The 23,166-nt window shown below is 70.1% G+C and carries 29 protein-coding genes and 1 pseudogene; 16 read left to right on the top strand and 14 right to left on the bottom strand.

The features are described from left to right. Positions 1-55: 55 nt before the first annotated feature. The 4 genes from ABZ194_RS05890 to ABZ194_RS05875 all read left to right on the top strand — a co-directional run bounded on the left by ABZ194_RS05890 (position 56) and on the right by ABZ194_RS05875 (position 3,892). On the top strand, positions 56-376 hold the full coding sequence (locus ABZ194_RS05890) for a TIGR04076 family protein (RefSeq protein ID WP_355592782.1): 321 nt from the start codon (positions 56-58) through the stop codon (positions 374-376). A 13-nt stretch (positions 377-389) separates the two neighbouring features. Then, a complete protein-coding gene (locus ABZ194_RS05885; RefSeq protein ID WP_355592780.1) occupies positions 390-1,424 on the top strand; it encodes an LLM class flavin-dependent oxidoreductase in 1,035 nt (344 codons plus the stop codon). Positions 1,425-1,569: 145 nt separating this feature from the next. Then, on the top strand, positions 1,570-2,460 hold the full coding sequence (locus tag ABZ194_RS05880; protein ID WP_355592778.1) for a tryptophan 2,3-dioxygenase family protein: 891 nt from the start codon (positions 1,570-1,572) through the stop codon (positions 2,458-2,460). 100 nt (positions 2,461-2,560) lie between these two features. After that, positions 2,561-3,892 (top strand): NAD(P)/FAD-dependent oxidoreductase, encoded by a 1,332-nt coding sequence (locus tag ABZ194_RS05875; RefSeq protein ID WP_355592776.1) that lies wholly within the window; start codon positions 2,561-2,563, stop codon positions 3,890-3,892. Between the two features lie 25 nt (positions 3,893-3,917). On the opposite strand, the gene ABZ194_RS05870 is transcribed toward ABZ194_RS05875, so the two are convergent. From ABZ194_RS05870 to ABZ194_RS05860, 3 genes are all read right to left on the bottom strand, one after another. Then, positions 3,918-4,535, bottom strand: coding sequence for a cupin domain-containing protein (locus ABZ194_RS05870; RefSeq protein WP_355592774.1), 618 nt, complete (start codon positions 4,533-4,535; stop codon positions 3,918-3,920). Between the two features lie 457 nt (positions 4,536-4,992). Further along, positions 4,993-5,481, bottom strand: a complete 489-nt coding sequence (locus ABZ194_RS05865) for a deaminase (RefSeq protein WP_355592772.1) — start codon at positions 5,479-5,481, stop codon at positions 4,993-4,995. Between the two features lie 92 nt (positions 5,482-5,573). After that, positions 5,574-6,248, bottom strand: coding sequence for a dihydrofolate reductase family protein (locus ABZ194_RS05860; RefSeq protein ID WP_355592770.1), 675 nt, complete (start codon positions 6,246-6,248; stop codon positions 5,574-5,576). 270 nt (positions 6,249-6,518) lie between these two features. On the opposite strand from ABZ194_RS05860, the gene ABZ194_RS05855 reads away from it, so the two are divergent. After that, positions 6,519-6,899, top strand: a complete 381-nt coding sequence (locus tag ABZ194_RS05855; protein WP_355592768.1) for a hypothetical protein — start codon at positions 6,519-6,521, stop codon at positions 6,897-6,899. A 59-nt stretch (positions 6,900-6,958) separates the two neighbouring features. Here ABZ194_RS05855 and ABZ194_RS05850 read toward each other — a convergent pair whose 3' ends face one another. Then, on the bottom strand, positions 6,959-7,345 hold the full coding sequence (locus ABZ194_RS05850; RefSeq protein WP_355592766.1) for a hypothetical protein: 387 nt from the start codon (positions 7,343-7,345) through the stop codon (positions 6,959-6,961). Positions 7,346-7,653: 308 nt separating this feature from the next. On the opposite strand from ABZ194_RS05850, the gene ABZ194_RS05845 reads away from it, so the two are divergent. Then, positions 7,654-8,322 carry an AIM24 family protein gene (locus ABZ194_RS05845; protein ID WP_355592764.1) on the top strand — a complete coding sequence of 223 codons (669 nt, stop codon included), beginning with the start codon at positions 7,654-7,656 and terminating at the stop codon, positions 8,320-8,322. A 401-nt stretch (positions 8,323-8,723) separates the two neighbouring features. After that, positions 8,724-8,927 carry a hypothetical protein gene (locus ABZ194_RS05840; protein WP_355592762.1) on the top strand — a complete coding sequence of 68 codons (204 nt, stop codon included), beginning with the start codon at positions 8,724-8,726 and terminating at the stop codon, positions 8,925-8,927. Between the two features lie 124 nt (positions 8,928-9,051). Here ABZ194_RS05840 and ABZ194_RS05835 read toward each other — a convergent pair whose 3' ends face one another. The 3 genes from ABZ194_RS05835 to ABZ194_RS05825 form a co-directional block, all read right to left on the bottom strand. Further along, entirely contained in the window at positions 9,052-10,518 is a 1,467-nt protein-coding gene (locus tag ABZ194_RS05835; protein WP_355592760.1) for a hypothetical protein, read from the bottom strand. Between the two features lie 123 nt (positions 10,519-10,641). Beyond that, on the bottom strand, positions 10,642-12,135 hold the full coding sequence (locus ABZ194_RS05830; protein WP_355592758.1) for a S1 family peptidase: 1,494 nt from the start codon (positions 12,133-12,135) through the stop codon (positions 10,642-10,644). A gap of 83 nt (positions 12,136-12,218) precedes the next feature. After that, complete coding sequence (locus ABZ194_RS05825; protein WP_355592756.1) at positions 12,219-13,178, bottom strand: LysR family transcriptional regulator; 960 nt, start codon at positions 13,176-13,178, stop codon at positions 12,219-12,221. A 144-nt stretch (positions 13,179-13,322) separates the two neighbouring features. Here ABZ194_RS05825 and ABZ194_RS05820 point away from each other — a divergent pair, with 144 nt between their 5' ends. Together ABZ194_RS05820 and soxR are read left to right on the top strand one after the other, a co-directional pair. After that, positions 13,323-13,544 (top strand): DUF6158 family protein, encoded by a 222-nt coding sequence (locus tag ABZ194_RS05820; RefSeq protein ID WP_355592754.1) that lies wholly within the window; start codon positions 13,323-13,325, stop codon positions 13,542-13,544. Positions 13,545-13,660: 116 nt separating this feature from the next. Continuing rightward, positions 13,661-14,155 (top strand): redox-sensitive transcriptional activator SoxR, encoded by a 495-nt coding sequence (gene soxR / locus ABZ194_RS05815; RefSeq protein ID WP_355593147.1) that lies wholly within the window; start codon positions 13,661-13,663, stop codon positions 14,153-14,155. A gap of 55 nt (positions 14,156-14,210) precedes the next feature. Here the strand turns inward: soxR and ABZ194_RS05810 are convergent, their stop codons facing one another. Further along, positions 14,211-15,197 carry an aryldialkylphosphatase gene (locus ABZ194_RS05810; RefSeq protein WP_355592752.1) on the bottom strand — a complete coding sequence of 329 codons (987 nt, stop codon included), beginning with the start codon at positions 15,195-15,197 and terminating at the stop codon, positions 14,211-14,213. A 433-nt stretch (positions 15,198-15,630) separates the two neighbouring features. Between ABZ194_RS05810 and ABZ194_RS05805 the strand changes: the two genes are divergently transcribed. Both ABZ194_RS05805 and ABZ194_RS05800 read left to right on the top strand, forming a co-directional pair. Next, positions 15,631-16,110: a TIGR02611 family protein gene (locus tag ABZ194_RS05805; protein WP_355592750.1), complete on the top strand. Its 480-nt coding sequence runs from the start codon at positions 15,631-15,633 to the stop codon at positions 16,108-16,110. Between the two features lie 115 nt (positions 16,111-16,225). Beyond that, on the top strand, positions 16,226-16,597 hold the full coding sequence (locus ABZ194_RS05800; RefSeq protein ID WP_355592748.1) for a hypothetical protein: 372 nt from the start codon (positions 16,226-16,228) through the stop codon (positions 16,595-16,597). Between the two features lie 171 nt (positions 16,598-16,768). Here ABZ194_RS05800 and ABZ194_RS05795 read toward each other — a convergent pair whose 3' ends face one another. After that, positions 16,769-17,134: a M48 family metallopeptidase gene (locus tag ABZ194_RS05795; protein ID WP_355592746.1), complete on the bottom strand. Its 366-nt coding sequence runs from the start codon at positions 17,132-17,134 to the stop codon at positions 16,769-16,771. A 64-nt stretch (positions 17,135-17,198) separates the two neighbouring features. Continuing rightward, a pseudogene (locus ABZ194_RS05790) lies at positions 17,199-17,360 on the bottom strand (hypothetical protein); the annotation flags it as partial. Between ABZ194_RS05790 and ABZ194_RS05785 the strand changes: the two are divergent. Next, positions 17,329-17,541, top strand: coding sequence for a hypothetical protein (locus ABZ194_RS05785; protein ID WP_355592744.1), 213 nt, complete (start codon positions 17,329-17,331; stop codon positions 17,539-17,541). The pseudogene ABZ194_RS05790 and the gene ABZ194_RS05785 sit on opposite strands and share 32 nt — an antisense overlap. Before the next feature lie 13 nt (positions 17,542-17,554). Here ABZ194_RS05785 and ABZ194_RS05780 read toward each other — a convergent pair whose 3' ends face one another. Then, on the bottom strand, positions 17,555-18,796 hold the full coding sequence (locus tag ABZ194_RS05780; protein ID WP_355592742.1) for a transposase: 1,242 nt from the start codon (positions 18,794-18,796) through the stop codon (positions 17,555-17,557). A 55-nt stretch (positions 18,797-18,851) separates the two neighbouring features. Here ABZ194_RS05780 and tnpA point away from each other — a divergent pair, with 55 nt between their 5' ends. Further along, the gene (gene tnpA / locus ABZ194_RS05775) at positions 18,852-19,268 is read left to right on the top strand and encodes an IS200/IS605 family transposase (protein ID WP_355592740.1); all 417 of its coding nucleotides are present in this window, start codon (positions 18,852-18,854) and stop codon (positions 19,266-19,268) included. Between the two features lie 442 nt (positions 19,269-19,710). Here the strand turns inward: tnpA and ABZ194_RS05770 are convergent, their stop codons facing one another. Continuing rightward, a complete protein-coding gene (locus tag ABZ194_RS05770) occupies positions 19,711-20,103 on the bottom strand; it encodes a hypothetical protein (RefSeq protein WP_355592739.1) in 393 nt (130 codons plus the stop codon). 303 nt (positions 20,104-20,406) lie between these two features. On the opposite strand from ABZ194_RS05770, the gene ABZ194_RS05765 reads away from it, so the two are divergent. From ABZ194_RS05765 to ABZ194_RS05755, 3 genes are all read left to right on the top strand, one after another. Beyond that, positions 20,407-21,222, top strand: a complete 816-nt coding sequence (locus tag ABZ194_RS05765) for a helix-turn-helix transcriptional regulator (RefSeq protein ID WP_355592737.1) — start codon at positions 20,407-20,409, stop codon at positions 21,220-21,222. Then, positions 21,222-21,422 (top strand): DUF397 domain-containing protein, encoded by a 201-nt coding sequence (locus ABZ194_RS05760; protein WP_355593145.1) that lies wholly within the window; start codon positions 21,222-21,224, stop codon positions 21,420-21,422. Before ABZ194_RS05765 ends, ABZ194_RS05760 begins: the two co-directional genes overlap by 1 nt. A gap of 354 nt (positions 21,423-21,776) precedes the next feature. Next, a complete protein-coding gene (locus tag ABZ194_RS05755; RefSeq protein WP_355592735.1) occupies positions 21,777-22,688 on the top strand; it encodes a hypothetical protein in 912 nt (303 codons plus the stop codon). Here ABZ194_RS05755 and ABZ194_RS05750 read toward each other — a convergent pair. Both ABZ194_RS05750 and ABZ194_RS05745 read right to left on the bottom strand, forming a co-directional pair. Then, positions 22,679-22,999, bottom strand: coding sequence for a co-chaperone GroES (locus tag ABZ194_RS05750; protein WP_355592733.1), 321 nt, complete (start codon positions 22,997-22,999; stop codon positions 22,679-22,681). The two genes, ABZ194_RS05755 and ABZ194_RS05750, sit on opposite strands and share 10 nt — an antisense overlap. A 9-nt stretch (positions 23,000-23,008) precedes the next feature. Next, positions 23,009-23,158, bottom strand: a complete 150-nt coding sequence (locus ABZ194_RS05745; RefSeq protein ID WP_355592731.1) for a hypothetical protein — start codon at positions 23,156-23,158, stop codon at positions 23,009-23,011. Positions 23,159-23,166: the final 8 nt, after the last annotated feature.

Genomic DNA, 23,166 nt, shown 5'->3' with positions numbered 1-23,166 from the left:
CAGGACGTACGACAGGAAAGATCATGGTCCGGACGGGGCCGAAGGAGGCGTCACCGTGGAAGACGGCGACATGGAGCTGTACGACCTGCGGGTCGTGGTCGACCGCATCGAGGGCCGGTCCGTCTGCGGCATGGAGGTAGGCGACTGGTTCGAACTGGAGCGGAGCGCCCACCTGCGGCTGCCCGACGGCAAGCACTTCTGCGTGTACGCGCTCGCCGCGGTCCTGCCGTTCCTGGCGGCCAAGCAGCGTGACCTCGCCGAGGGCGACTGGCTGGCGCGAGACTCCCTGTTCTGCTGCCCCGACCCGGAGGAGAGGCTGGTGATGCGGGTCGAGCGGACCCGCCGCCGCCGGATGAACTCCGCCAACCTGACCTGAGAGGGGGTCTCCGATGACCGCTGCCGAGATCGGCCTCGGCCTGCAGAGCGACAAGCGGGCCGGCGACTACGCGCGCCTCGCCCGCCGCGCCGAGGGACACGGCTTCGACGTGCTGAGCGTGTTCGGCGACCTGATGTACCAGCCGCCGATCTTCCCGCTGCTGGAGATGGCCGCCGCCACCGAGCGGGTACGGCTCGGCGCCGCCTGCCTCAACCCCTACTCGGCGGCGCCGTACGAGATCGCCGGGCAGCTGGCGGCCCTTGACCTGGCCTCGCGCGGCAGGGCCTATCTCGGCCTGGCGCGGGGCACCTGGCTCGGCGCCGTCGGCATCGCCCAGCCCCGGCCGCTGACCGCGCTGGCGGAGGCGGCCGAGGTGGTCTACCGGCTGCTGGGCGGAGATCCGGACGGGTTCGAGGGGCGGATGTTCCGGCTCGCCCCCGGCACCCGGCTGCGCTACCCGGCGCACCGGCCGCGTCCGCCGCTGCTGCTCGGCGCCTGGGGGCCGAAGGGCGCGGCGCTGGCCGGGCGGATCGCCGACGAGATCAAGGTGGGCGGCAGCGCCAACCCCGCCATGGTCGCGGTGATCCGCGAGCGGCTCGGGCACGGCGCGGCGGCGGCCGGGCGCGACCCCGCCGAGGTCGGCGTGGTGCTCGGCGCGGTGACCGTGGTCGACACCGACGGGGCCGCGGCCAGGGCGAGAGCACGGACCGAGGTCGCCATGTACCTCGCGGTGGTCGCCGGCCTCGACCCCACCGTGGAGATCCCCGCCGACCTGCTGGCCCGGGTCAAGGAGCGGGTCGACTCCGGACGGCACGAGGCCGCCGGACGGCTGATCCCCGACGACCTGCTCGACCTGTTCGCCTTCTCCGGCGACCCCGAGCAGGTCGCCGCGCAGGCCCAGGCCCTCATCGACGCGGGCGTGCGGCGGGTGGAGTTCGGCACGCCGCACGGCCTCACCGACGACGGAGGCGTGGAGTTGCTGGGCACCGCCGTACTGCCGCTGCTGAACCGCGCACCGGGCGGAGGCGCCCCGGCGGGCGCCGGGTGAGCGGGGCGGGGTGACGGTCGGTCACATCGAAACCCGAACCGGCCAGAACCTTCCGGATGAAAAGTCAAGGGCCCGAATCGCCTCACGTTCCTGATTTCACAAAAATTCTGTATGGGTGAACATGGAACCGGACGAAGGAGGCGACATGACGAGCAGGCGTGCCAGGGGCCCGGTGGCCGACAGGGTCAAAACGGTCGGCGGGCGGGAACGGGCCGACCGGGCGGTCGCCAACCGGGGGCTGCCCACCCTGGAGTTCGAGACCGGCACCCCGTACGACGAATACGTCGGCACCGCGGTGCTGCACGGCCTTCAGCGGCCGGTCACCGACGCCCCCGAGGAGCTGGCCTTCCTGGTGACCACCCAGGTCATGGAGCTCTACTTCGGGCTGATCCGGTCGGAGTGGACGCTGACCCAGCGGCTGCTGGACGCCGACCAGGTGACCGCGGCCACCACGGCGATCGGCCGCAGCGTGCGCCACTTCGAGGCGCTCAACGCGGCCTGGGGGGCGCTCGGCTGGCTGACCCCCGCCCAGTTCAACTCCTTCCGCGACGAGCTGGGCGAGGCGTCCGGGTTCCAGTCGTCGATGTACCGGCACCTGGAGTTCCTGCTGGGGAACAAGTCGGAGGCGCTGACGCGCCCGCACCGCCGGACCCCGAAGGTCTACCAGGAGCTGGTCGAGGCGCTGAACCGGCCGAGCCTGTACGACAGCGTGCTGTCCCTGCTGGCCAGGAGGGGATTTGAGATCCCCCGCGGGCAGGATCCGGCGGCCGAGTACGCTCCCAGCCCGCTGGTCGAGGCGGCCTGGGTCAGGATCTACGCCGAGCAGGGGCCGGGGGAGGAGCTGTGGATCCTCGGCGAGGCCCTCACCGACCTGTCGGAGCGGTTCTCCGACTGGCGCTACCGGCACCTCATGGCGGTGCGCAGATCCATGGGCGCCAAGCCGGGGTCCGGTGGATCCAGCGGGGTGAGCTGGCTCGAACGCAGCCTGCGCCGCGAGGTCTTCCCCGAGCTCTGGTCCGCCAGGACGGCGATGTGACCGCCACGGCCTCCGCCCGCCCCGTCCTCCCCCCGCCCCTCACCCGTTCCACGACTGCCGGCGGGCGGTCCACGCCCCCCGCCGGGGAGATGAGCCGGCCATGAGAGCCCCCCAAGAGGTCGCGGTGGTCGGCGCCGGCCTGGTCGGCTGCCTGACGGCCTGTTTCCTGGCCCGCCGCGGATACCAGGTCACCCTGTACGAGCGCAGGTCCGACCCTCGGTCGGCCACCGCCGAACGGGGACGTTCGATCAACCTGGCGCTCTCCGAACGGGGACTCGACGCGCTGCGCCGGGTCGGACTGGACGAGGCCGTCATGAAGGCCGCGCTGCCGATGCCCGGGCGGATGATGCACGCCCCCGACGGCACGCTGAGCTTCCAGCCGTACAGCGCCGACGGGCAGCGGGCGATCAACTCCATCAGCCGTTCCGAGCTGAACCGCACCATGCTGGAGGGGGCACTCGCCCTGCCCGGTGTGCGGGCCCGCTTCGAGCACCGGCTCACCGGCCTCGACGTGGACTCGGGCCTGATGGACTTCGACACGCCGGACGGCCCCGTTCAGCGGAGCGCCCAGATCGTGCTCGCCGCCGACGGCGCCTACAGCGCGGTCCGCGGCCGGCTGCAGTTCCTGCCCGGCTTCGACTTCAGCCAGGACTTCCTCGACTACGGCTACAAGGAACTCACCATCCCGGCCCGCGACGGCGAGTTCGCCCTCGACCCCGGCGCCCTGCACATCTGGCCGCGCGGCCAGGCCATGATGATCGCCCTGCCCAACCCGGACCGCTCCTTCACCTGCACGCTTTTCTGGCCCAAGTCCGGGCCGGGCAGCTTCGACGAGCTGGACACCGCCGAGCGGTTCGAGGAGTTCTTCGCCGCCAACTACGCCGACGCCCGCGCGCTCATGCCCGACCTCGCCGACGACTACACCCACAACCCGATCGGCCACCTGGTCACGATGCGGGCCTACCCCTGGCACGCGCGCGGCGCCGACGCGGTGGTCGGCCTGCTCGGCGACGCGGCCCACGCCGTCGTCCCCTTCTACGGCCAGGGCGCCAACTGCGGCTTCGAGGACTGCGTGGAGCTCGACCGGTGCCTGGAGGAGACCGGGGACGACTTCCCCGAGGCCCTGGCCCTGTACGGCTCCCGCAGAAAGGAGCACGCCGACACCATCGCCGAGCTGGCGCTGGAGAACTTCGTCGAGATGCGGGACAAGGTCGCCTCCCGGTCGTTCCTGCTGCAGAAGCGGATCGAGCACGGCCTGGAGCGACTGCTGCCCGGCCGCTACGTGTCCCGCTACGAGCTGGTGTCGTTCAGCACCGTGCCGTACGCCGAGGTCCAGCGGCGGATCACCCGCCAGCGCCGGGCGGTCGTCGCGGTCGCGCTGGGCGCGCTGGCGGCCGTCGGGGTGACGGCCGGGCTGCTGCGCAGGCGGTGAGGCCGGGCCGGTGATGAGGGCGAGGTCAGAACAGCCGGGGGGTCACCACCGACACGACCGTGGTGACCCGGTCGGTGTCGTTGAACATGCTGTGCGGCACGGTCGACCTCAGGTGCACGCTGTCGCCCGGGTACAGCCGGTGCTCGACGCCGTCGACCTCGTAGAGCAGCTCGCCCTCCAGCACGAAGGCGAACTCCTCGCCCGCGTGGCCGTAGGCGTCCTCGCGCCTGCCTCCGGGGGCGATGCGCACCAGCAGCGGTTCCAGGACGAGGTTCGGCCCCCGGGCCGAGAGCATGCGGTAGGTCTGCTGACCCGACATGTACTCGGTGGCCGCGGTCGCCGAGCGGGTGAGGGTGAAGTGGCTCGGCAGCGGGGAGACCGTGGCCGGTCTCTCCGCCCCCTCGGCGGGCTCGTCGCTGAAGAACTCGGCCACGCTCCGGTCGAGTGCCGCGGCCACGCTGTTCAGGGCGGTCAGGCCGATTGAGGAGATGCCCCGCTCGACCTGGGACAGGAAGCCGATCGAGAGCCCCGAATGGGTGGCGAGGCCGCGCAGGGTCAGGCCGCGCTCCTTGCGGAACCGCCGCATCCGGGCGCCGACGGCACCGTGGTGGTCCGGCCCCTCGGCGTTCCGGTGCTCCGACATGCTCACCCGCGGTCCTCCTCCATCGAGCGGCACGGCCGCACTGTTCGCTCTAGCTAAACATATTTCACACCAAGAATCCTCCAGACGCCACCCGGTCTCCAGCGGCCGCCCCGGCTCGCCGAGGTCCCGCCCGGGGCCGGGGGGCGTACGGCCGGGATCCGGGCCGTCCGGCCGGATCCATTCCCACGTCCCCGGATCCGCCACGAGGCCTCTCGGCACCCGTTCCTCGCGGGGGCCGCGGGGTACCGGTGATGGCATGGCACCATCACCGAGACCGCCGAGGGATCCGCTGCCGGACCTCGACCCCTTCGACATCTTCGACACCGAGGCGGCCCGCCGTACGCGGCCGAGGTCGCGGAGCCGGACGGGACTGGGAGCCGGACGGAACGGAACCGGGGGCGGGGGAGCCGGCGGGGTGCCCCGCCGGCCTCTGGAACTCGCCCTGTCAGGCCGGGCCTTACCGAGCGGAGCCGCCGGACAGGAGGTGGAGGTTCGGCTCCCGGGCGGCTTCCGCCAGCTCCGGGATCTCCACCACGGTGACCCCCGCCGCCGCGAGATCCTCGGCGCCGTGACAGTCGGCGAAGAGCAGGGGCTCCCGCCAGGCCAGCACGACCCGCCGGACGCCGCTGTCCACGATCAGCCGGCTGCAGGGCCGGGGGCGGGAGGCGCGACGGCTACAGGGCTCCAGGCTGCTGTAGACGGTGGCGCCGGGCAGCCGGGGATCACCCGGCAGGATCTTGGCGAGCGCGGCCTCCTCGGCGTGCACGCGGGGGTCGTCTTCCCGCGAGTGTCCGCGAGCGATCTCCCGCCCGTCGGCGCCGACCACCACGGCGCCCACCGAGAAGGCCGCCGGGGACGGCGGGCAGAGCAGGGCCAGCTCACACGCGAGCCGCAGCCAGTCGTGGTCGTTCAACGGTTCTCCCCGGGTCTCCTTGAGCCTGTGCATACCCTGCCTTCCGGTGTCTCCCGGGGGAGGCGCGGCACACTGCCCCGCGTCGACCGGATCCCTCCGGCGTGAGCGTTCCCGTCCCCGAGGGGTCAGGACAGCAGGTATCGCAGGAGGACGACGTCGCCCATGCGCCGGACGTCCGCCAGCCTCATGGGCCGCCGGGAGCTCCGCGGGAAGGCGCCGCCCCGGACGAAGCGCGGCGCGGCGGGATCTCCCACGAAGAACGGCGCGACGACGAGGTGGAGCTCGTCGGCCAGCCCCCCCAGCAGGAACTGGGTGTGGACCGATCCGCCACCTTCGACCATCAGCCGGCCCACCCCGCGGCCGGCCAGATCGGACAGCACCCGGCCGAGAGCCGGAGGGTCGCCGGCGTCGACCACCGTACAGCTCTCGCCGAGCCGGGAGACGAGCCCGTCCACCGCCGCCGACGCGGCGTAAACGATCTTCGCGGTCTCGCCCGTGGTGAAGAAACGGCTCGCCGGGTCGAGCTCCCCCGACGTGCTCAGCGTCACCTTGGCGGGGGAGGGCGGAAGGCCGCGCGCGACCCGCTCCCGCTGCCTGATCGGGGACCGGACCAGGAGTCTTGGATCGTCGCGGCGGATGGTGGCCGCCCCGACCAGGATCGCGTCGCAGCCGGCCCGCACCGCGTCGACGCGGTCGAAGTCCTCGTCGTTGGAGAGCAGCAGCCGGTCCGGGGTGCCGTCGTCGAGGTATCCGTCCACGGACATCGCACAGCTGAGCAGCACATAGGGACGTTCGCCCATGTCTCGTCCTTCCCGGGTCCTCCCCGGTCCGTCACTCGGCGTGCGCCCGGCGGCGCGCACGCGATCGGGAAGACCGGCCCCCGGCCGTCGAGCGGTTCCGTAACCCTATGTCCCCCGGGCACGTCCCGCCGGGCCGCCCCCGCTGTGACGGACCTGGAGATCAGGCCCCGGACCTGCGCGGGGACGTGAGAATCCCCGCCTGTCCGGTGGCCCCCACCGCCCCCGGAACATTCTTCGCCGTAGGGGATACTGGTCACCAAGGGGGTCATCATGAAACGGATCATTGCCGTCGCGGCGCTGTTCACCGTCACCGCGGCCGGGTTGGCCGCCACCGGAACCATGGTGCAGGCCATGAGCAAGGTGGACAAGGTGACCAAGAAGACAACGGTCAGCGAATCGCAGTACGAAACACTCCTCGACCAGTGCAAGTACGCCAATACCGCACAGCGCCGCGCCGACTGCCGGGCCACGGTCAGGCTCCACTACCGGGTAGGGGCGGAGAATCCGAACCTGGACTGCCGTGAATACTCCGGCGTCGCGGTATGCGGCCTTCTGGAACTCGGCCCGAGAGAGCAGCGGTGCGTGAAGGAGTCGGTGGCGGACGGCCTGACTCACAGGCGCGCCGAGGTGGAGTGCTACGCCTTCTCCTAGCCGGGCCGGGCTGAGGTGGGATCCGGCCGGGCGACGGCGGACGGCGGCCCGTCCGGAGCTCACGGCCTCCACTCCTCCCGCCAGCCGGGACGGAGGCGGTAGCCGTACGCGGTCTCCACGACCGCCTCCGACAGCACCTCGTCCCGTATGGCGGCGACGGCCAGGGCCTGGGCGTCGCCGCCGGTCAGACTCGCCCCCGCCCGGATGCGAGCCTCCAACTCGTCGATGACCGCACGGTTCCTGTCGAACATCTGGACGATCCGGATCTTCGCCTCGCTGTTGGAGCGGATGTGCTCGATGAACCTCTCACCCCCTCCGGGGCCAAGGGTCCTCTCACCGAGGACGGTGACGAGGTCGGTCTCCGCGGCGAGGGCCTCGGCGCCGGCGACTTCGCGCTTGATGGTGCCGAGTAGCCAGACGGCGATCTCGCGGGTCTCGATGGTCACGTGATCTCCTCGAACGGGGCGACGCCACGGCGGCGGTCGCGTTATCAGCGATCATTGATCGCCATCCCGATCCTGTCGATAGGCATGAGCCCCTGCTCACTCGCCCTTTTCCTCCCCGCGAACCGGTGGAACCGGCCGAACCGGTGTGAGGGGTGGTGCGGGAGGGCTGTGCCTTTCCACGGCCGGGAGGACAGCGGGCGGTCGCCGAGGTGTCCGGCACCGGGTGGAACTCCTCCGGCATACTGTTCGTCACTCCTTGTGCGACCCCTCCAACCGGTAATTTCTCTGACATCGAAAGGCATCTCCCCGTGCGTAGCTCGTTCTTCGGAAACCTGGACCAGGGCCGGCTTCCCGGCCATTTCGCCCTGCAGAACGCCAAGATGCTCCGGGTGCAGCTGAACGGAGAGGTGCTCGCGCGTCAGGGATCGATGGTCGCCTTCCAGGGGCAGATGGAGTTCGACTACCAGGGGGCCGGCGGCGTCGGGCGGTTCCTGAAGAAGATGGTCACCGGTGAGGGCGCGCCCCTGATGCGGGTCCGCGGGCAGGGCATGCTCTTCCTCGCGGACAACGCCGACGACGTGCACCTGTTCTACCTTGAGGACGAGGCGATCACCGTCAACGGGACCAACCTTCTGGCCTTCGACCCGCAGCTGACCTGGGACATCCAGCGGGTGCAGGGCGCGGGCATCGCCACCGGCGGGCTGTTCAACACCACGGTCCGGGGCACGGGCTGGGTGGCGGTCACCGCGCACGGCGCGCCGGTGCTGCTCGACACCTCCCGCATGCCGACCTTCGCCGACAGTCAGTCCGCGGTCTGCTGGAGTGCCGGGCTTCAGGTGGGCGTCAACCGCACCTTCAAGGCCGGGGCGCTCATCGGGCGCGGGAGCGGCGAGGCCGCGCAGCTCGCCTTCCAGGGCCAGGGCTTCGTGCTGGTCCAGGCGAGTGAGGGGCCGATCGTCCCGCAGAGCAACGGCTGAGCGCCTCAGACGTCGGCGGCGGTGGGCGCTCAAACGGCGCGGAACCGGTCGGAAGGCGTCCACGCGTATGGCGAAGGGCTCAAACGTGGTCGTGCCTTTTGTTCTGCACCGCTGTGCTGGATGGTGCTTTACGTCGTCTCCACGGGGGTGACCACGGGCGTTCGGCGAGAAGATGTAGCCGAATGTAAGAAAGCGACTCCCCTCCGTGCCTGTCGTGCGCCGGAGAGTTAATCCCGTTGAATTGATGCCTTTGGCCTGCCTGGAAAGACCGTCGAAGCCCCTCCGGTTACCGTGGAAAACAGGTTAGAGGCCGTTCCGGTTCCGTTCGAGGCGCCGATTCGGCCTTTCGTCGGCCCGGGTATCGCCCGGGGCACAACCAATTCGACATGGAGTGATCTCTCATGATCGAGCTCAGAAACGCTCTCGCCGCCGGTGCGATGGTGGCCGCCGCTCTCATCGTCCCGGCGACGATGTCCGCCCAGTCCGCCGCGGCCGGCACCGTGCCGGAAGGCACCGTCGTGTCCACCCACACCTTCGCCCAGAAACCCTGCTGGAAGTACAACGACCCGGCCAAAAGGGCGGCCTGCTACAGGTGGCGCTACTAAGGGCGGCCGGCTACGCGATCGTCTTGTCACGGCCCGGCCGTCTTGATCGCGCACAGACACGCACAGACGCGTGCGGGCGACCGTGAGCGGATGGCCGGGCACGGATGACCGCGCACAGCCGAATCTATGAGGTCGCCTCAGTGTCCTCGCCACCCGTCGCGCCGGGCGGTCGCCCGGCGCGACGGAAGAAGGCGGCCACCGCGTAGGGGTCGACGGGGTCGGTGAGCAGGTCGAGCATCTCCTGCCGGCGTGCCGGGTCCACCTTGAACGGGTGACCGAACACGTGGGGGCCGGTCCCGTCGTCCAGCAGCCTGGTCAGCATCAGATCGCCTGGCCGGGCCTGCCGGGGGAGCAGGTCGTCGGTCAGCGTCACCGGCTCCGCCCCGCCCGGGGCCGCGTCACGCAGGGTGATCTCGTCTCCGGCGACGTCGAGGACCTCCCACAGGCGCATCGGCGTGCCGCGCCACGACTCCAGCAGCGCCACCTCGTCGTCGCGGAGCCATTCGCCCCGCGCCTGGAGGAACTCACCGACGACGTCGTTCTCGAACAGCGCCAGGTCGGCCAGGGCCGGCTCGGCCACCCGGACGCTCAACGCGACCAGGTCGTCGATCAGGCGGCGGCGGGCCGGGCGGTAGCCGTAGGCGAGCAGCTGCCGGAACAGATGTGCCGCCCGCGCGGGGAGCGGATCGTCGGGATTCGTACGGCACGCGGCGTATTCGGCCGCGTCCCGCTCGGCGGGGCCCAGCCCCGGTGCGGCGGAGAGCACCTCGGTGACGAACCCGGCCGCCTCGAACGACCGGCCCTCCCCCTCGGCGGATCTGGCGATCAGCAGCAGTGCGGCCGGTTCGGTGCGGGGCAGCGCCTCGACCAGGGCCGGCGTGAGCGGTTCGCGCTCCACCTCGTCGGCGATCCTGGCGAGCACCGTCTCCGACCTGGACAGGTAGGTGATCGCCCTGGACAGGTCGGCGCCCTCGTCGTAGGCGCGCAGCGTGCTGCGGACCAGGGCCAGTCTGATGATGTCCAGCGGGTCCAGGCCGGCGACCGACGCGGTGTCCCACGGCGCGCCCACGATGCCGACCCGGCCGCGCCGCACCTCCAGCGAGGCCCCGCGCAGCAGTGGGGCCAGCGGAGGCAGCGGGTCGCTGAAGGCGTCGGGGACCTTCGTCAGCAGCTCCAGGATCACCGCGTCGATCGGGACGCCGGGGCTGGGCTCCAGCCCTTCGGCGAAGGCGCGCAGCGCGTCCAGCGCCTGCTCGGCGAACTCCTGGGTGATCCGGATCGCCCGCTCGGCGGGGAAGGCGGTCAGCGTCGTGGTGGACAGCTCCAGTCTGCCGTCGCGCAGGCGCAGCGCGACCATGTCCTCCGGCTCCACCCCCGCCAGCCAGCCGTCGGGTCCGGTCAGGCTCGGCTCGCCCCTGTCGACCACGGTGCGGACCAGGCCGCCACCGGCCGACGGTACCCCGTCGCCGTCGGCCAGCCGTGCCCAGAGCCGCAGGTCGTCGCCGGCCGCCAGCGCGCCGGCCGCCAGCTCGGCCCGGGTGACCAGGTGGGTCAGCACCGTGCCCTCGGTCAGGATCAGAAGCTCGCTCATTCCCTCATTGTTCTCGACGCGCCGGCCTGACCGCGCCATTTCCCGGCACGACGCCGCCGCCCCTTCCGGAAGGGGCGGCGGCGTCCGGAGCCCTGTTCTGTCACGGCGCCTCGCGCCCGGCCACTACGGCTTGACCACACCGAGGGTGTAGGAGCCCGAGCCGCTGTAGGCGAGCACCCGGACACGGTAGGTGCCCGCGCTGCCGTTGTAGACGATCGTCTCATCGGAGCTGGCGGTGGTCCCGCTGGCCACGTCGGTCCAGGTGGAACCGTTCCGCTTCTGCAGGTAGATGTCGTAGTCGGCGCCGCTCGGCCCCTGCAGGCAGATCCGCTGCTCGCCGGCGGCGGCGGTGTAGCCCGCGCTGCTCGGCTGGTAGGCGCTCTGGCTGGAGGTCAGCGAGCCGCTGTAGGCGCTCTGGCATGCGGTGGACGGCGGGTTGCCGCCTCCGGTGACCAGGGTGAGCCCGTAGACCTGCAGGATCTCGTTGATCGGCTGGAAGTAGGTCGTCCCGCCGTAGGTGCAGTCGCCCGAGCCGCCGGAGGTGACGCCCTGGGCCTGGCTGCCGGAGATGTAGGAGCCGCCGGAGTCACCGGGCTCGGCGCACACGGTGGTGCGGCCCAGGCCGGTGATGGTGCCCTCGGGATAGGTGACGCTGGCGTTGCGGGCCTGGAGGGTGCCGCAGTGCCAGCCGGTGGTCGAGCCGGCCCGGCAGATCGACGAGCCGACCGGTGTGTCGGCGGAACCGTCGACCGGGACGATGCCGTTGCTGTAGCCGTTCACCACCCCGGTCGGGGTCCAGTTGGAGTCGACCGCGACCCAGGAGTAGTCGTTACCCGGGAAGGACGAGCCCTGGAAGGTGCCCTGCGCGACCCCGTTGGAGCCGCTGGTGGGGTCTCCGGGGTTGCCACAGTGGCCCGCGCTCGCGAAGCCTCCCTCGTAGCCGCGGGTGACCGAGAAGCCGACCGAGCAGCGGGCACGGTTCGCGATGTAGTAGGCGTCACCACCGCGGACGTCGTAGAGCGGTCGCGGATGTTCCGTCGAGGCCTCGACCCGGATGAGGGACCTGTCGGCGCCGCTCGCCTTCAGGAACGCCTCGGCGGCCGCGGGCTCGCCGGCCTGTACCACGACGGTGTTGTTCTTCACGTCGACATACCAGGAGGGCACGCCCTTGGGGGTACCGGTGACGGCGTCGAGCTTGGCCCTGACCGCCTCCAGCGAGGCCAGTGAGTGTTTGACCAGTTTGGCCTCCACTCCCGCCTTGGCGATGGTGGTGATCTTCTTCGAGTCGCTGGTCGCGACCACGAAGTCCGAGGTCGGTCCGGTCACCCAGCCACCGCCCCAGCCATCGCCGAGCTGCCTGCGCAGGAGTGGCTCGACCTTGGCCGCGGCGGCCTCGTTGATCAGGCGGGCCGTGGCCTGCTCGCCGGTGATTTTGAGGTCGCGCTTCATGGCGTCGATCAGGGCGGGCGCGGGCTTGCCGGCCGCCGCCGCCTGGGCCTTGGCCGTGGCGAACGCCGAGGGGGTGGGTTCGCCGCCGGTGGCGGCTTGGGCGACGGCGGGCGCGGACAGCGCCAGTGCCAGCGCCAGACCCGCCGTCATGGTTCTTCTGCGGAGCATTTGCATCTCCTCGTGTGGTGGGTGCCGCCAAGGTAAGGCCCCCACACGAGGTGCGGTTCTATCAAATACTCCCTATCGCCGCGTTATGGGGAGGTTCCATAACGGGGGTTTTCTGCGAGCCAGGCGGCATAGCGCGTGCTCCGCCGTATCGCGTCGGCGTGCGCCGCCTTCGCGTGCTCGACGATCGTCGTCGCGGCGCCTGAACAGGGTCCTTCCGGGTGCCAGCCGAGCAGTTGCCGCCAGCGCAGCGGCGCTCCGGCGAGCGGCACCATCGTCACTCCCGGCGCCGGTTGGAACGTTGCCTGGCAGAGTACCGCCGCACGGCCGACCTTGGCCAGATGCATGCATGTGGCCACATCCGTCTCGTAGATGGTCTGGGGTGTGAAGCCGGCGCGGGCGCACGCCGTGGCGAAGCAGTCGCCGAAACAGCTGTCGCCGGGGGTGACCGCCCATCGTTCGCCGGACAGCTCCGCGAGGGTCACCTCCTTCCGCGAGGCCAGGGGGTGCTCCGTGTTGAGCAGCACGAAGACCGGGTCCATCCCCACGGTCAGCCACACCACCGGTCCGTCCACCGGCGGCGAGCTCTCCCCGCAGGCGCCGATGAGCGCGAAGTCGATCCTGCCCAGCATGACCATCGTGGTGAGTTCCTTGGCGGACCAGGAGGTGTAGGTGCTCACCGGGGTCGACGGCCACTCCGTGGCGAGCCGGTCGACCAGTCCGCCCAGGATGGGCCCGTTGGTGGCACCCAGCCGGTATCGGGGGACGTCACCGCTGGCGTTGGCGAACCGGACCGCCTCCTCCTGCAACTCCCGGGCCGCGGGCAGCAGCACCATCGCCCTGGACAGCACCAGGTCTCCGAGGGGTGTGGGCCGTGCTCCATTGTGGTCGCGGTCGAAAAGCGCACCTCCGAGCACTCGCTCTATCCGTTTGAGCTGCGCGGTCAACGCGGGCTGGGCCAGCCCGAGATGGCTGGCAGCCTTGGTGACGCTCCCGGCCTCGGCGACCGCACGCACGATCCTGAGGTGTCGGAGCTCTAGATCCATACCGGGAACGTAAGGCTATGAAGGTATGCCCGCAATCCAAACAAGTCATGAAATATGACTCATTTTTGTGAAATCGTTCCAATCGGACACTGGGCGGCAGATTAAAGGGGTGAAATAGAGCTGTAACGGGGTAGGCGAGCCTCTATGACAATGGGAATCGATCCGAAGGACCTGGCCGAGGTCGATCTGCTCCGCGAGTTGCGGCACCTGCACGCGACCCGGACCGAGACGCTCCTGCACGGTTCCGCCGAGGCGCTCGTCAACCACACCACGCGGACCGAGGAACTGGAGCGGGAGTACCTGCGCCGCCATCCGGAGCGGGACGTCGACCCCGGAAGGCTCCGCGACGGCGCACGCCGCCGCTAGGGTGTGTCCTCCGCGCGTGATCCCGGCCGACCTGGAGCGACGACGCGCGGCGCCGGAGGCGACCTCAGCCTTTGTCGAGGTCAGGCTAGGGTGAGAACGTGCTCAAGGATTCGGAGATGACCGTCGGCCAGCTTGCCGCGCGGAGCGGGGTCGCCGTCTCCGCCCTGCACTTCTACGAGGCCAAGGGCCTGATCCGCAGCCGCCGTACGGCGGGCAACCAGCGCCGCTTCACCCGGGACATGCTCCGCAGGATCGCCTTCATCCGGGTCGCCCAGCGGGTGGGAATCCCGCTCAAGACGATCCGGGACGCGCTGTCCGCGCTGCCCGACGGGCGCACCCCCACCCGTGAGGACTGGGCCAGGCTCTCGGCGATGTGGCGGAGTGAGATGGACGACCGGATCAGGCAGCTCCAGCGGCTCCGTGACGGCCTGACCGACTGCATCGCCTGCGGCTGTCTCTCCCTGGACCGCTGCGCGCTGGCCAACCCCGACGACGCGGCGGCGGCCAGGGGGCCAGGCTCGCGGCTGATGGTCTCCTCGCACGACCATGTCTCCGGCGTCTCCGGCGTCTCCGGCAGGGAAGGCGCGGGGCCGGAGACCGCGGGCCTGTAGCCGCGCCGCCCCGGCCGTGCCGGGCCGGACCGTCCCTGAGGCGCCTCGGGCGGCGTCAGACCTGGCCGGTGCCCTGGTCGGCCAGGACGCGCCCGGCGTCCGGGGCGGCGGGGGGAACGTACCGCTCGGCGCAGGTCAGCCAGCGGAGGGGGTTGTCGTGGACGATCGTATGGATGGTCCCCTCACTCACCCCGGCCTCGCGCAGCCTGGGCAGGAAGGTGCGGAACAGGTGGCTGTAACCGCCCCCGCCGTACCGCTCGATCTCGGAGACCCTGGACAGGCCGCTGCTGAGCAGCAGCCGGTGCGCGTATCCGGCCTCGATGAGGTCGAGCGCGTCGCGGAGCCGGTCGGTGCCCAGCGAGGTGAGGCAGACGTAACCGCCCAGCTCGACGATCTTGCGTGGGGTCACCGGGTCGGTCCCGGCGTCGGCGACGCTGATCCGGTGGGCGGGCAGGCCCTCGCCGAGCAGGATCTCCATTAGGGGCAGGCCGCCGCGGTGGTGGGTGGCCACGGGCAGTCCCGAGGAGAGGGCGGCCCTGGCGGCGGCGGTCGCGCAGCGTTCCTCCGCCGAGGTCGGCTCCTCGCCCCACGCGCCGATCTCGCCGATCACGCCGGGGCGGGAGCCGGTGCCGTCGAGGCCGTCGTTGATCTCGGTCAGCAGGTAGCGGGTGAGCGTCTCCACATCGGCGTCCAGCGCCCAGGAGGGGGTGAAGGGCCCGGCGAAGAATCCGGTACCCGCGACCACGGCCACCCGGCTGCACGCCGCGATCCTGGACATCGTCGTGGCGTCCCGGCCCATGCCGATGCAGCTCAGCTCGACGACCAGGCCGAGCCCGTCGGACCGTCGCAACTCGCGCAGCTCTCCGGCGACCGCCTGCTCCTCGTCCAGCCAGCGGTGGGGGTCGGAGGGGACGCCGATCGCCCAGCGCAGATCGCTGCGGAGGTGCTCGCGGGGCAGGACCGCGCCGTGGACGGCGGACGCGGCGCAGGGGCCGTTGACGGTACTGATGCTGACGGTCTTGACAAGGGGAGCCTCAGACATGAACGGACATTAACTCATTTTTGGTCCTAAAATAACCCAATTTCTTAGGGTTTTACCTTGGGTTTAGGCGCACTGTCCCGGCATTGGAGATCGTCCCACCCTGCCGTCGCCGAGCGGGCTCGCCGTGCCCGGCGGCGGGGCCGAACCTGCCGCCGCGGACGGCCGGAGAGAGCCGTACCGGGGCCTCCGGGACGCCTTGGGCCAGGGTGGGCGCCGGGGTTGCGGGGAGGCGGCCGGACGCCTCCCGGGAACAGGTCACCATCCGGCTCCCGCGCACGCGGCGGCTTCGGCGCGTCGAGACCAATCCGACCACCTTCGACATCCGGCTCCCGCGCACGCGGCGGATTTCTGGGTACGCCACAAGCCGCGGAATACCAAACGACGGGGCAGGCGGCCCTATTCTTAGTCGAAACCGACAGGCCGAGGGGAGTGCGTGGCCATCTCAGATGCGATGCGGAGCGCGCGTGACGAGTCCGAGCGCCCGTCCGAGACCGGTGACGCCGACGAGCTGAAGGACGAGGCCGCGCGGCGGTCCGGCATCCACGGCTGGCTCGACGGTGTCAGATCGACCCGTACGGGCCGTCTCACCCTGAAGATCGTCATCGGCGCCGTCGGCGCCGTGCTGGTCGTCGGCGGGCTCATCATGGTCCCCTTCCCCGGCCCCGGCTGGCTGGTGGTCTTCGCCGGTCTCGCGGTCCTGGCCACCGAGTTCCACTGGGCCCACCGCCTCCTGGAATTCGGCAAGCGGACGCTCTCGGCCTGGACGGCCTGGCTCGGCCGCCGGGGCTGGACCGTCAAGATCCTGGTGATCCTCACCGCCGCCGCCGCGGCCACGGCCATCGTCTACTACGGCCTCAAGTTCAGCCTCCACCTCGACCTGATCGTTGAGGCCCGCAAACTCCTCGGCCCCTGACCACGCCGCGGATCCTTTACCCGGCGCCGACGGTCACATGGCCATTCCGATGCGTCACCCTCCGTAATGTCCTCTGCGTCTCATCCCCAAGGACATGCAAGGAGAGTGACGTTCGATGCGCATCCTGTCCTCGACGCTCGCGCTGGTGGCCGGTGGAATGGTCGCCCTGGCCGGCACCGCCCACGCCGACGCGGTGAACCTGAGCGCGACGGTGAACCCCGGCGCCGAGGTGTTCCTCAGCCGCACGCTCGCCCCCACCGCCCCCTACAAGGGCCACGTGCTGGTCAAGCTGGAGAACAACACCGAGCCGACGGAGGTGAAGGTCGCCAACTGCCGCGGACGGTCCGTCGGCACGGTCTCGATCCCCGCCAACGACCACGCCGCCCACGTCGCGGCCGGAGACTCCCCGGCTCCGCACTGCATCCGGTTCAGGGTGAAGAACACCGGTGACCAGCCGGCCACGATCACGGGCGCCGGCTACTTCTAGGCCGTTCCCCGAGGACCAGCGTCTTCGAGGCCGTACCTCCAGGCCGGTGCCCGAAAACCGGTCCGACCCGACGGGCCGGGCCGGGCGGGGCGGGGCGGGGCGGTGACGACCGCCCCGCCCCGCCCGGCCCGTCCGTCGTCCCCTGTCTCTGTTCTTGTGGTCACCCGGTGATCAAGGAAGCCAGAGGCCGGGGCCGAGACGTTTCAGCTGCTCGCGGCGGGTTCGATAATCCGGCAGGGCGCGCTCGACGATCCGCCGGAACTCCGGAGGGTGATCGGCGTGCTTCACATGAGCCGGCTCGTGGACAAGCACGTAGTCCACCAGGAGTGGGGCGACCTGCATGGTGGCCCAGTGAATGTTGACGTGCCCGCTGGGAGAGCAGGACCCCCAGCGATAGCCGAGGGGAAGCACCCGCAGGTCGGTGAGTGTGACACCGAGCCGCTCCGCCCACGGCGCGATGCGGTTGATCAGCCATGGTCTCCCCCCGTCGGCGATACCATCGCACGATGTGACCGGCAGGATCCCCCACGCAGTCACGCCGGAGCTCCAGGCGCCCACGGATCAGCCGGACCGGGGCGGGGGCCGAGTCGACGAGAAGCAGACGGTGGCTCCGGCCCAGATAGAGGAAGCCCTCACCGGTCAGATAGGCGTGAGATGGGCGAGGCGGGTCCAGCGCGCTGTGCTCGGCGAGCTTGCCGTACAGCCAGCGCCGCCGGGAGACCACGATCCGGGTGAGTTCGTCTCGCCCGACCCGTGGCGGCACCGTCGCGATCACCGAGGCGTCGCGGTCCACGGTGAGCCGCACGCTCGTGCGTCGCGCGCTGATCTCGACGGTGACATCGAGGACCGTGGAGACCAGCTCGCCGAGTGCCAGGATCTGCTGCTCCCCGTTCTCCCGATGCTCGGTGAGGATCTCCTCCAGACGCTCACTGAGCCGTTTTTGACTTCCTCTCGGCCCTAAAGGACCGGGATTCCCTGTGCCGCGGGCGCGGCATGCTGCCGCGCTGGTAGCCGGGGTGGTTGACGTTTCACAGACCGGGTTGCCCCGAGGTCTCCGCGTCCTGACACGGGCTGCCCGCCCGCGTATCGGTGCTTGATGTTGAGGGCGGCGTTCACGTCGGCGTGCGCGACCATCCCGCAGGAGGTGCAGGCGAATCGTGCTTGGCTCTCACGCGATGCCGCATTCACCGCCTTGCAGGCCGAGCACGTCTGCGATGTGTACGCGGGGTTGACCTTCACGATTTTCGTGCCGGTGTACCGGGCCGCGCCCGTGAGGGCGAGTTCGAGTCCGTGCCAGCCCTTGTCGAGGATGGCCCGGTTCAGGCCCGCTTTCTGGGCGACGTTCCTGCCGGGGGCCTCCACGGTTCCGGCGGCCGAGCGGGTCATGTTCGCCGTCTTGAGGTCTTCCAGGACGACCGTCCCGTACCGGGAGGTGAGCACGCTCGCGGTGCGGGCGTTGAAGTCGGCCCGCCGGGCGCGGACCCCGCCCATGAGCTTCCCGATCTCCGCGAGGACCTTCTTGCGCCGCGCGGAGCCTTTCTTCGTGCGGGTGAGTCGCTGCCGAAGACGTCGCAGGCGTTTAGCCTGGCCGGGGGTGGCGAACGTCCGGTCGTGGAAATCGCCGTCGGAGGTGACGGCCGCGACCTTCACCCCCCGGTCCACGCCGACTATGGGACCGGGGTGCGCAGCGGGAGTGGTCTTCCCGTCGTCGATGAGGAAGCTGAAGTACCAGTGCGCGCCGTCCCTGCTCACGGTGGCCGAGCGGATCGTGCCGCCGAGCGCGCGCGACCAGCGGAACCGCACCCACCCGAGCTTGGGGAGTTTCGCCCGCCCCCACGTGCGGCCCAGCCGCTCCACCGTGATGAGGTTGCCTGCGGGGAACCGGAACGACGGCTTCCACCTGCGGTGGGACCGCCAGTGGACTTTCCACGTCCCGTGGGTTTTCACCGCCCGGTCGAGGTCCTTGAGCGTCTGCTGGACGACCTGTGACGGCGCCTGGCCCAGCCACGGGAAGTCGGCCTTCGCGTCGGCGAGTTCCTTGCATTGCCCGGCGTACCCGATGAACGCCCCACGCCGCCGGTACTCCCTGCGCTGCTCCAGGCCGGTGTTCCACACCGACCGGCAGATCCCCGCGATGCCTTCAGCGAAGGCGGCCTGCTCGGGAGTGAGGTCCAAGCGGTACCTGCGACCTGCCAGCATGAACCCCGCCCCCTCTCCGGCCCGCCCTTCACTCGAACAAATTATCATCTGGTCTATGAGTGATCCAGCCGAATACCGGCGCGGACGACACGTGGTTTCCGCGCTCCACGTCCATCTGGTCTTCGTCACCAAATACCGGCGGGACGTGTTCGACGACGCGATGCTGCGCCGCTGTGAGGACATCATGGTCGAGGTGTGTGACAGTTTCGAGGCCGAGCTACGGGAGTTCAACGGCGAACACGACCACGTCCGTCTCCTGGTGCACTATCCGCCCAAGGTCGCGATCTCCAAGCTCGTCAACTCACTGAAGGGCGTCTCCTCGCACTACCTGCGCAAAGAGTTCACCGGCCGGGTCAACCGCGCCCACATAGGCGGGGTGTTCTGGTCCCCGTCCTATTTCGCCGCCTCCTGCGGCGGAGCGCCACGGTCGATCATCAAGGCGTATATCGAGCGACAGCGCCGACCCGCCTGACGCCCGGAGCGAACCTGCCGGGTTCTGGGTCCGCGCTCCGCGCTCCGGTCTGCCCCGGCTCCGCCGGGCCATCCCCTACCGGGGACCGAATTCATCCCCGGCCTGAAGGCCGAGGCTCTCTCCGGACCTTCGGTAACGGACGGGGTTCTCGGAGAAGTGCACGGTGACATGGTGACGGACGGCGTGCTCCATCTCCGAGGCCTTCGCCCGCGACCTTCTGCCCGAAGTCGGCCGCCGTCGGGGAGACGGGAGGCAGGATCTCCTCGGCACCGAGGGACTCCAGGTGCCTGTCGATCAGCTCCCGGACCTTCGCGCCGTACAGGCCGGGGTCGAACGCGCCGTCGATCCGGTAGCGACGGCGGGCCCACACCTCTCCTCCGGATCGCCGGTCCGGATTAGCCAGGTCCATCGGCCTTTCGGGAAGTATCGCCACCGTTCCCGATCACACCGGGTGTGCCGGCGGGATGCCGCGTTCCGGCTGCCGGGTCCGCAGGCTTTCGCGGACCCGGGCGATGTCGTGGGCGGCGGCGATGGGGAGATCGGCCGGGCAGTACGCGTAGACGCGGTTACCGGCCCGGTTGAGCTCGCCCGTCCACCAGCGGAAGCACCGGCCGTCGGTGAGGACGAGCAGGTCGGTCCAGACGCTGACCAGCGCGACTCCGAAACCAAGGTGTACGTCTGTGGTCACCCAGAGGTCGGCCAGAGCGTGCCGGAGACGTTCCGCGGCTCCTACGGCGGGGATGCTCCAGGGGTTGTCGGGCGCCGACGGCGCCTCGAATCCGGGAGAGGGGGAGTAGGGGCGCAGGCGGCCCAGGCCGCGTGGTGGCGGGTTCATGTCGTACAGGGTGACGACGGGCGAACACGGTGGGTAGCGACCGGATCACGACGCTCCGGCTGTGGAAGGCGGGCCCGGGGCTGTGTGACCCTGTGGAATCCACGATCGTCGTCGGCCGTGACGCGGCCGGTCAGGTCTTTGCCCCAGGGGGGTCGTATGACGGGATGCCGGAATCCCCCTTCACATTGTGAACATGTGACGCTACAGTGAGTGAGCGTCCGAACATGGAGTCGCATGTGAGGCTTCCAGTGGTTCTGGAGTTCGGATCCGCTTCCCCCGAGCGAGCAGCCGAAGGAGAACGCGATGCCCGCGGCGCGTGATCTTGACCCAAGCGCGAGCCCCCTGGCGTTCTTCGGCGCCGAGGTGCGACGCTACCGGACCGAGAAGGGCTGGTCCCAGGAGAAACTGGGCGAGCAGATCTGCTATTCGCTTGCCATGGTTGGGATGATCGAGACCGCCAGACGCGTCCCGTCCCGCGACTTCACCGCCCGGTGCGACGAAGTCCTGGAGACCGGTGGCGCCCTGTCCCGGCTGTGGCCACTACTGAGCCGCGAGGCCTACCCCACGTGGTATCGCCCGTTCGTCGAACTGGAACGCGAGGCGACCAGCCTGAAAACCTTTCAGCCATTGGTGCTTCCTGGGCTGCTTCAAACCGAGGCCTACGCTCGTGCGATGCTGATCGGCGGACGTCCTGGCGACTCTCCTGAGCAGGTCGACGAGATGGTGGCAGCTCGCCTAGAACGGCAGGAGGTTCTTGATCGAAGGGATTCGCCTGCCTTCTGGGTGGTGCTGGATGAAGGAGTTCTTCATCGGGCCATCGGCGGTTCTCAAGTGATGCAAGAGCAGCTTGCGCGACTGGTCGAGGCCGCTCAGCGGCCCCGAATTACGGTCCAAGTCATCCCTAGAGAGACGGTAGCCCATCCAGGCCTCGCAGGCGCGTTCGTCATTGCGGGTTTCAAATCGGGGCTGGATACCGTCTACTTGGAGACGGCGGCCCACGGCCACATCGTCCAGCGCCGTGAGGACGTTGAGACGGTCACATACGTGTTCGATGCCCTCCGCGCGGAGGCGCTTCCGCAGAGGGCGTCGTTGGAGCTCATAGCGAGGATGGTCGAGTGATGGATCTGACCGGGGCTAAATGGCGTAAGTCCAGCCTGAGCAGCACCAACGGGGGAGACTGCGTCGAGGTGGCCGGCAATTTGCCTGGTGTCATCGCTGTCCGTGACAGTAAGAACCCTGACGGTTCAGTCCTCCTCTTCGCTCGCTCTGAGTGGAAGGCATTCCTCGACAGCGTCAAGGTGGGTGAGTTGAAAGCTTGATCCACGTGACTTGATTGATTTCGATCTGGGTGCGAACTTACCCAGTCGGTAAATCGCTCATCAATCCTTGCTTCGGTAGCTTTTGCCTCTCCAATTCATCGAATGTCGAGCGCTTTCGCGAGAGATGACATGGAGAACCGGTGACGCCGTTGGTTCGGTACGGTGGCGACCGGAAAAGGCGGCTGTCGGAACAGCCCCGACCCGGTACGGGCGCGGGTGCCGTACCGGGCCGCCCTTGTCAGGCGGACCGATCCGTTATAGATCACCAACTATGAGGAACTCCCGTCCTAAGCTGCGGCCGTGCCTATGACTTCCGGGTTTCACCGACTGATCGGTTGTGCCGTCATCACGGCCTTGGCGGCCGTACTGGCCCCGACCACCGCCCACGCCGCGCTGCCCGCGGACGTCACGTTGCCCGACACCCGGGTGACCGTCAGGGAGAGTCCGGGAGACCCGCTCACGGTGACCTCCTACACCCTGGGCGATCTGGCCTACCTGCGCAGGGGGGAGGCGTTCGCCAAGCAGGGCGGCTATCAGGAGATCACGGTGGCTCCCCGGGGGGCCAAGGCCCTGGCGGTCCCCAGCTCCTACAACGCCGGCCACGACTCGGTGCTGCTGGCCGATCTGGCGGGAGAGAGCGCCACCAGGATCCAGACCGTTCAGAAGCCGCTCGTCGCCCACTTCGCCCACTGGTCCCGCGACGGCCGCAAGGCGGTCCTGACCGTTCAGCGGAAGGCCGGGACCGGCTGGGAGACCACCGGCTTCGTGATCGTCGACGCGGTGGCGAAGACCGCCAGGACGGTGCCCGTGCCCGAGGTGGACGGGGCCGCGCGGTTCCGGTGGACCCCCGACAACGCCCAGCTGGTGGCCGAGTACCGGGGCGGTACCCGCTTCTACGGCCAGGACGGCGAGGCCAGGCGCACCCTGGCGAGGACCGGCGCCCCCGCCGGGGGTGAGGACGCCTTCTCACCCTCGGGGCGCGGGCTGATGACCTGGTGCCCGGCGACCTACACCGAGTACGTCTGCGTCTGGGACCGCGTCTCCGGCCGTCTCGCAGCCAAGGTGAACGTCAGGCCGAAGGCGCTGCTGGGCTGGTGGGACGAGAAGAGCTTCGTCGCGGTCATCCCCAGCGCGGGCGCCTACCGGGCCGTGCTGCTCAACCTCAAGGGCAGGGGAATGCGGGTGCTGGCCGACATCTCCGCCGACGACTGGGACCGGAAGGTCTATCTCAGCTACACCCGCGGGGAGGGGGCGGGTCAGAGGTAGAGGCCGGTGCCGTTGTCGGTCTGCGGGGTGGCGATGGCGTGCAGGTCGCGCTCGCGCATGACGATGTAGAGCTGGCCGTGGACCTCGACCTCGTACTGGTCCTCCGGATTGAACAGGACCTTGTCGCCGACCTTCACGGTCCGGGCGCTCGCGCCGGCGCCGCAGACCTCACCCCAGACGAGCCGGTTGGCCATCTTCACCGTCGCCGGGATGACGATCCCCGCGGTGCTGCGCCGTTCCTCGGACTCCTGCTCGATCTTGACCATGACACGGTCGTGGAGCATCTGGATCTCGAACTTCGGGTCACCCACAGCAGAAGCTTATGGGAAGGACGGCGCCGTACCGGTGGGAAAGGTGACGCCGTACCCGCCGACGTACCCGCCGATCTCGTCGGCCGGTCCGGTACGGGCCGCCCGGCGGGTTCCGGCGAACCCGGTCGTCACGCCGTCGATCGCGTCCTTCCGCGTCACCGCGCGAC

The organism is Streptosporangium sp. NPDC006007 (assembly GCF_040614315.1).
Lineage (GTDB): Bacteria > Actinomycetota > Actinomycetes > Streptosporangiales > Streptosporangiaceae > Streptosporangium.
The sequence above is the reverse complement of the archived record's forward strand: the minus strand, read 5'-3'. Positions and strand labels throughout refer to the sequence as shown.

What these genes read in the sequence shown, in the direction of transcription:
- ABZ194_RS05865 (WP_355592772.1), bottom strand. Translation starts at nt 5,481, where the DNA reads ATGCACAGGCTCAAGGAGACCCGGGGAGAACCGTTGAACGACCACGAC.
- ABZ194_RS05800 (WP_355592748.1), top strand. Translation starts at nt 16,226, where the DNA reads ATGCGCATCCTGTCCTCGACGCTCGCGCTGGTGGCCGGTGGAATGGTC.
- ABZ194_RS05860 (WP_355592770.1), bottom strand. Translation starts at nt 6,248, where the DNA reads ATGGGCGAACGTCCCTATGTGCTGCTCAGCTGTGCGATGTCCGTGGAC.
- ABZ194_RS05880 (WP_355592778.1), top strand. Translation starts at nt 1,570, where the DNA reads ATGACGAGCAGGCGTGCCAGGGGCCCGGTGGCCGACAGGGTCAAAACG.
- ABZ194_RS05870 (WP_355592774.1), bottom strand. Translation starts at nt 4,535, where the DNA reads ATGTCGGAGCACCGGAACGCCGAGGGGCCGGACCACCACGGTGCCGTC.
- tnpA (WP_355592740.1), top strand. Translation starts at nt 18,852, where the DNA reads ATGAGTGATCCAGCCGAATACCGGCGCGGACGACACGTGGTTTCCGCG.
- ABZ194_RS05820 (WP_355592754.1), top strand. Translation starts at nt 13,323, where the DNA reads ATGACAATGGGAATCGATCCGAAGGACCTGGCCGAGGTCGATCTGCTC.
- ABZ194_RS05875 (WP_355592776.1), top strand. Translation starts at nt 2,561, where the DNA reads ATGAGAGCCCCCCAAGAGGTCGCGGTGGTCGGCGCCGGCCTGGTCGGC.
- ABZ194_RS05830 (WP_355592758.1), bottom strand. Translation starts at nt 12,135, where the DNA reads ATGCTCCGCAGAAGAACCATGACGGCGGGTCTGGCGCTGGCACTGGCG.
- ABZ194_RS05780 (WP_355592742.1), bottom strand. Translation starts at nt 18,796, where the DNA reads ATGCTGGCAGGTCGCAGGTACCGCTTGGACCTCACTCCCGAGCAGGCC.
- ABZ194_RS05835 (WP_355592760.1), bottom strand. Translation starts at nt 10,518, where the DNA reads ATGAGCGAGCTTCTGATCCTGACCGAGGGCACGGTGCTGACCCACCTG.
- ABZ194_RS05855 (WP_355592768.1), top strand. Translation starts at nt 6,519, where the DNA reads ATGAAACGGATCATTGCCGTCGCGGCGCTGTTCACCGTCACCGCGGCC.
- ABZ194_RS05760 (WP_355593145.1), top strand. Translation starts at nt 21,222, where the DNA reads ATGGATCTGACCGGGGCTAAATGGCGTAAGTCCAGCCTGAGCAGCACC.
- ABZ194_RS05810 (WP_355592752.1), bottom strand. Translation starts at nt 15,197, where the DNA reads ATGTCTGAGGCTCCCCTTGTCAAGACCGTCAGCATCAGTACCGTCAAC.
- ABZ194_RS05765 (WP_355592737.1), top strand. Translation starts at nt 20,407, where the DNA reads ATGCCCGCGGCGCGTGATCTTGACCCAAGCGCGAGCCCCCTGGCGTTC.
- soxR (WP_355593147.1), top strand. Translation starts at nt 13,661, where the DNA reads ATGACCGTCGGCCAGCTTGCCGCGCGGAGCGGGGTCGCCGTCTCCGCC.
- ABZ194_RS05840 (WP_355592762.1), top strand. Translation starts at nt 8,724, where the DNA reads ATGATCGAGCTCAGAAACGCTCTCGCCGCCGGTGCGATGGTGGCCGCC.
- ABZ194_RS05885 (WP_355592780.1), top strand. Translation starts at nt 390, where the DNA reads ATGACCGCTGCCGAGATCGGCCTCGGCCTGCAGAGCGACAAGCGGGCC.
- ABZ194_RS05825 (WP_355592756.1), bottom strand. Translation starts at nt 13,178, where the DNA reads ATGGATCTAGAGCTCCGACACCTCAGGATCGTGCGTGCGGTCGCCGAG.
- ABZ194_RS05770 (WP_355592739.1), bottom strand. Translation starts at nt 20,103, where the DNA reads ATGAACCCGCCACCACGCGGCCTGGGCCGCCTGCGCCCCTACTCCCCC.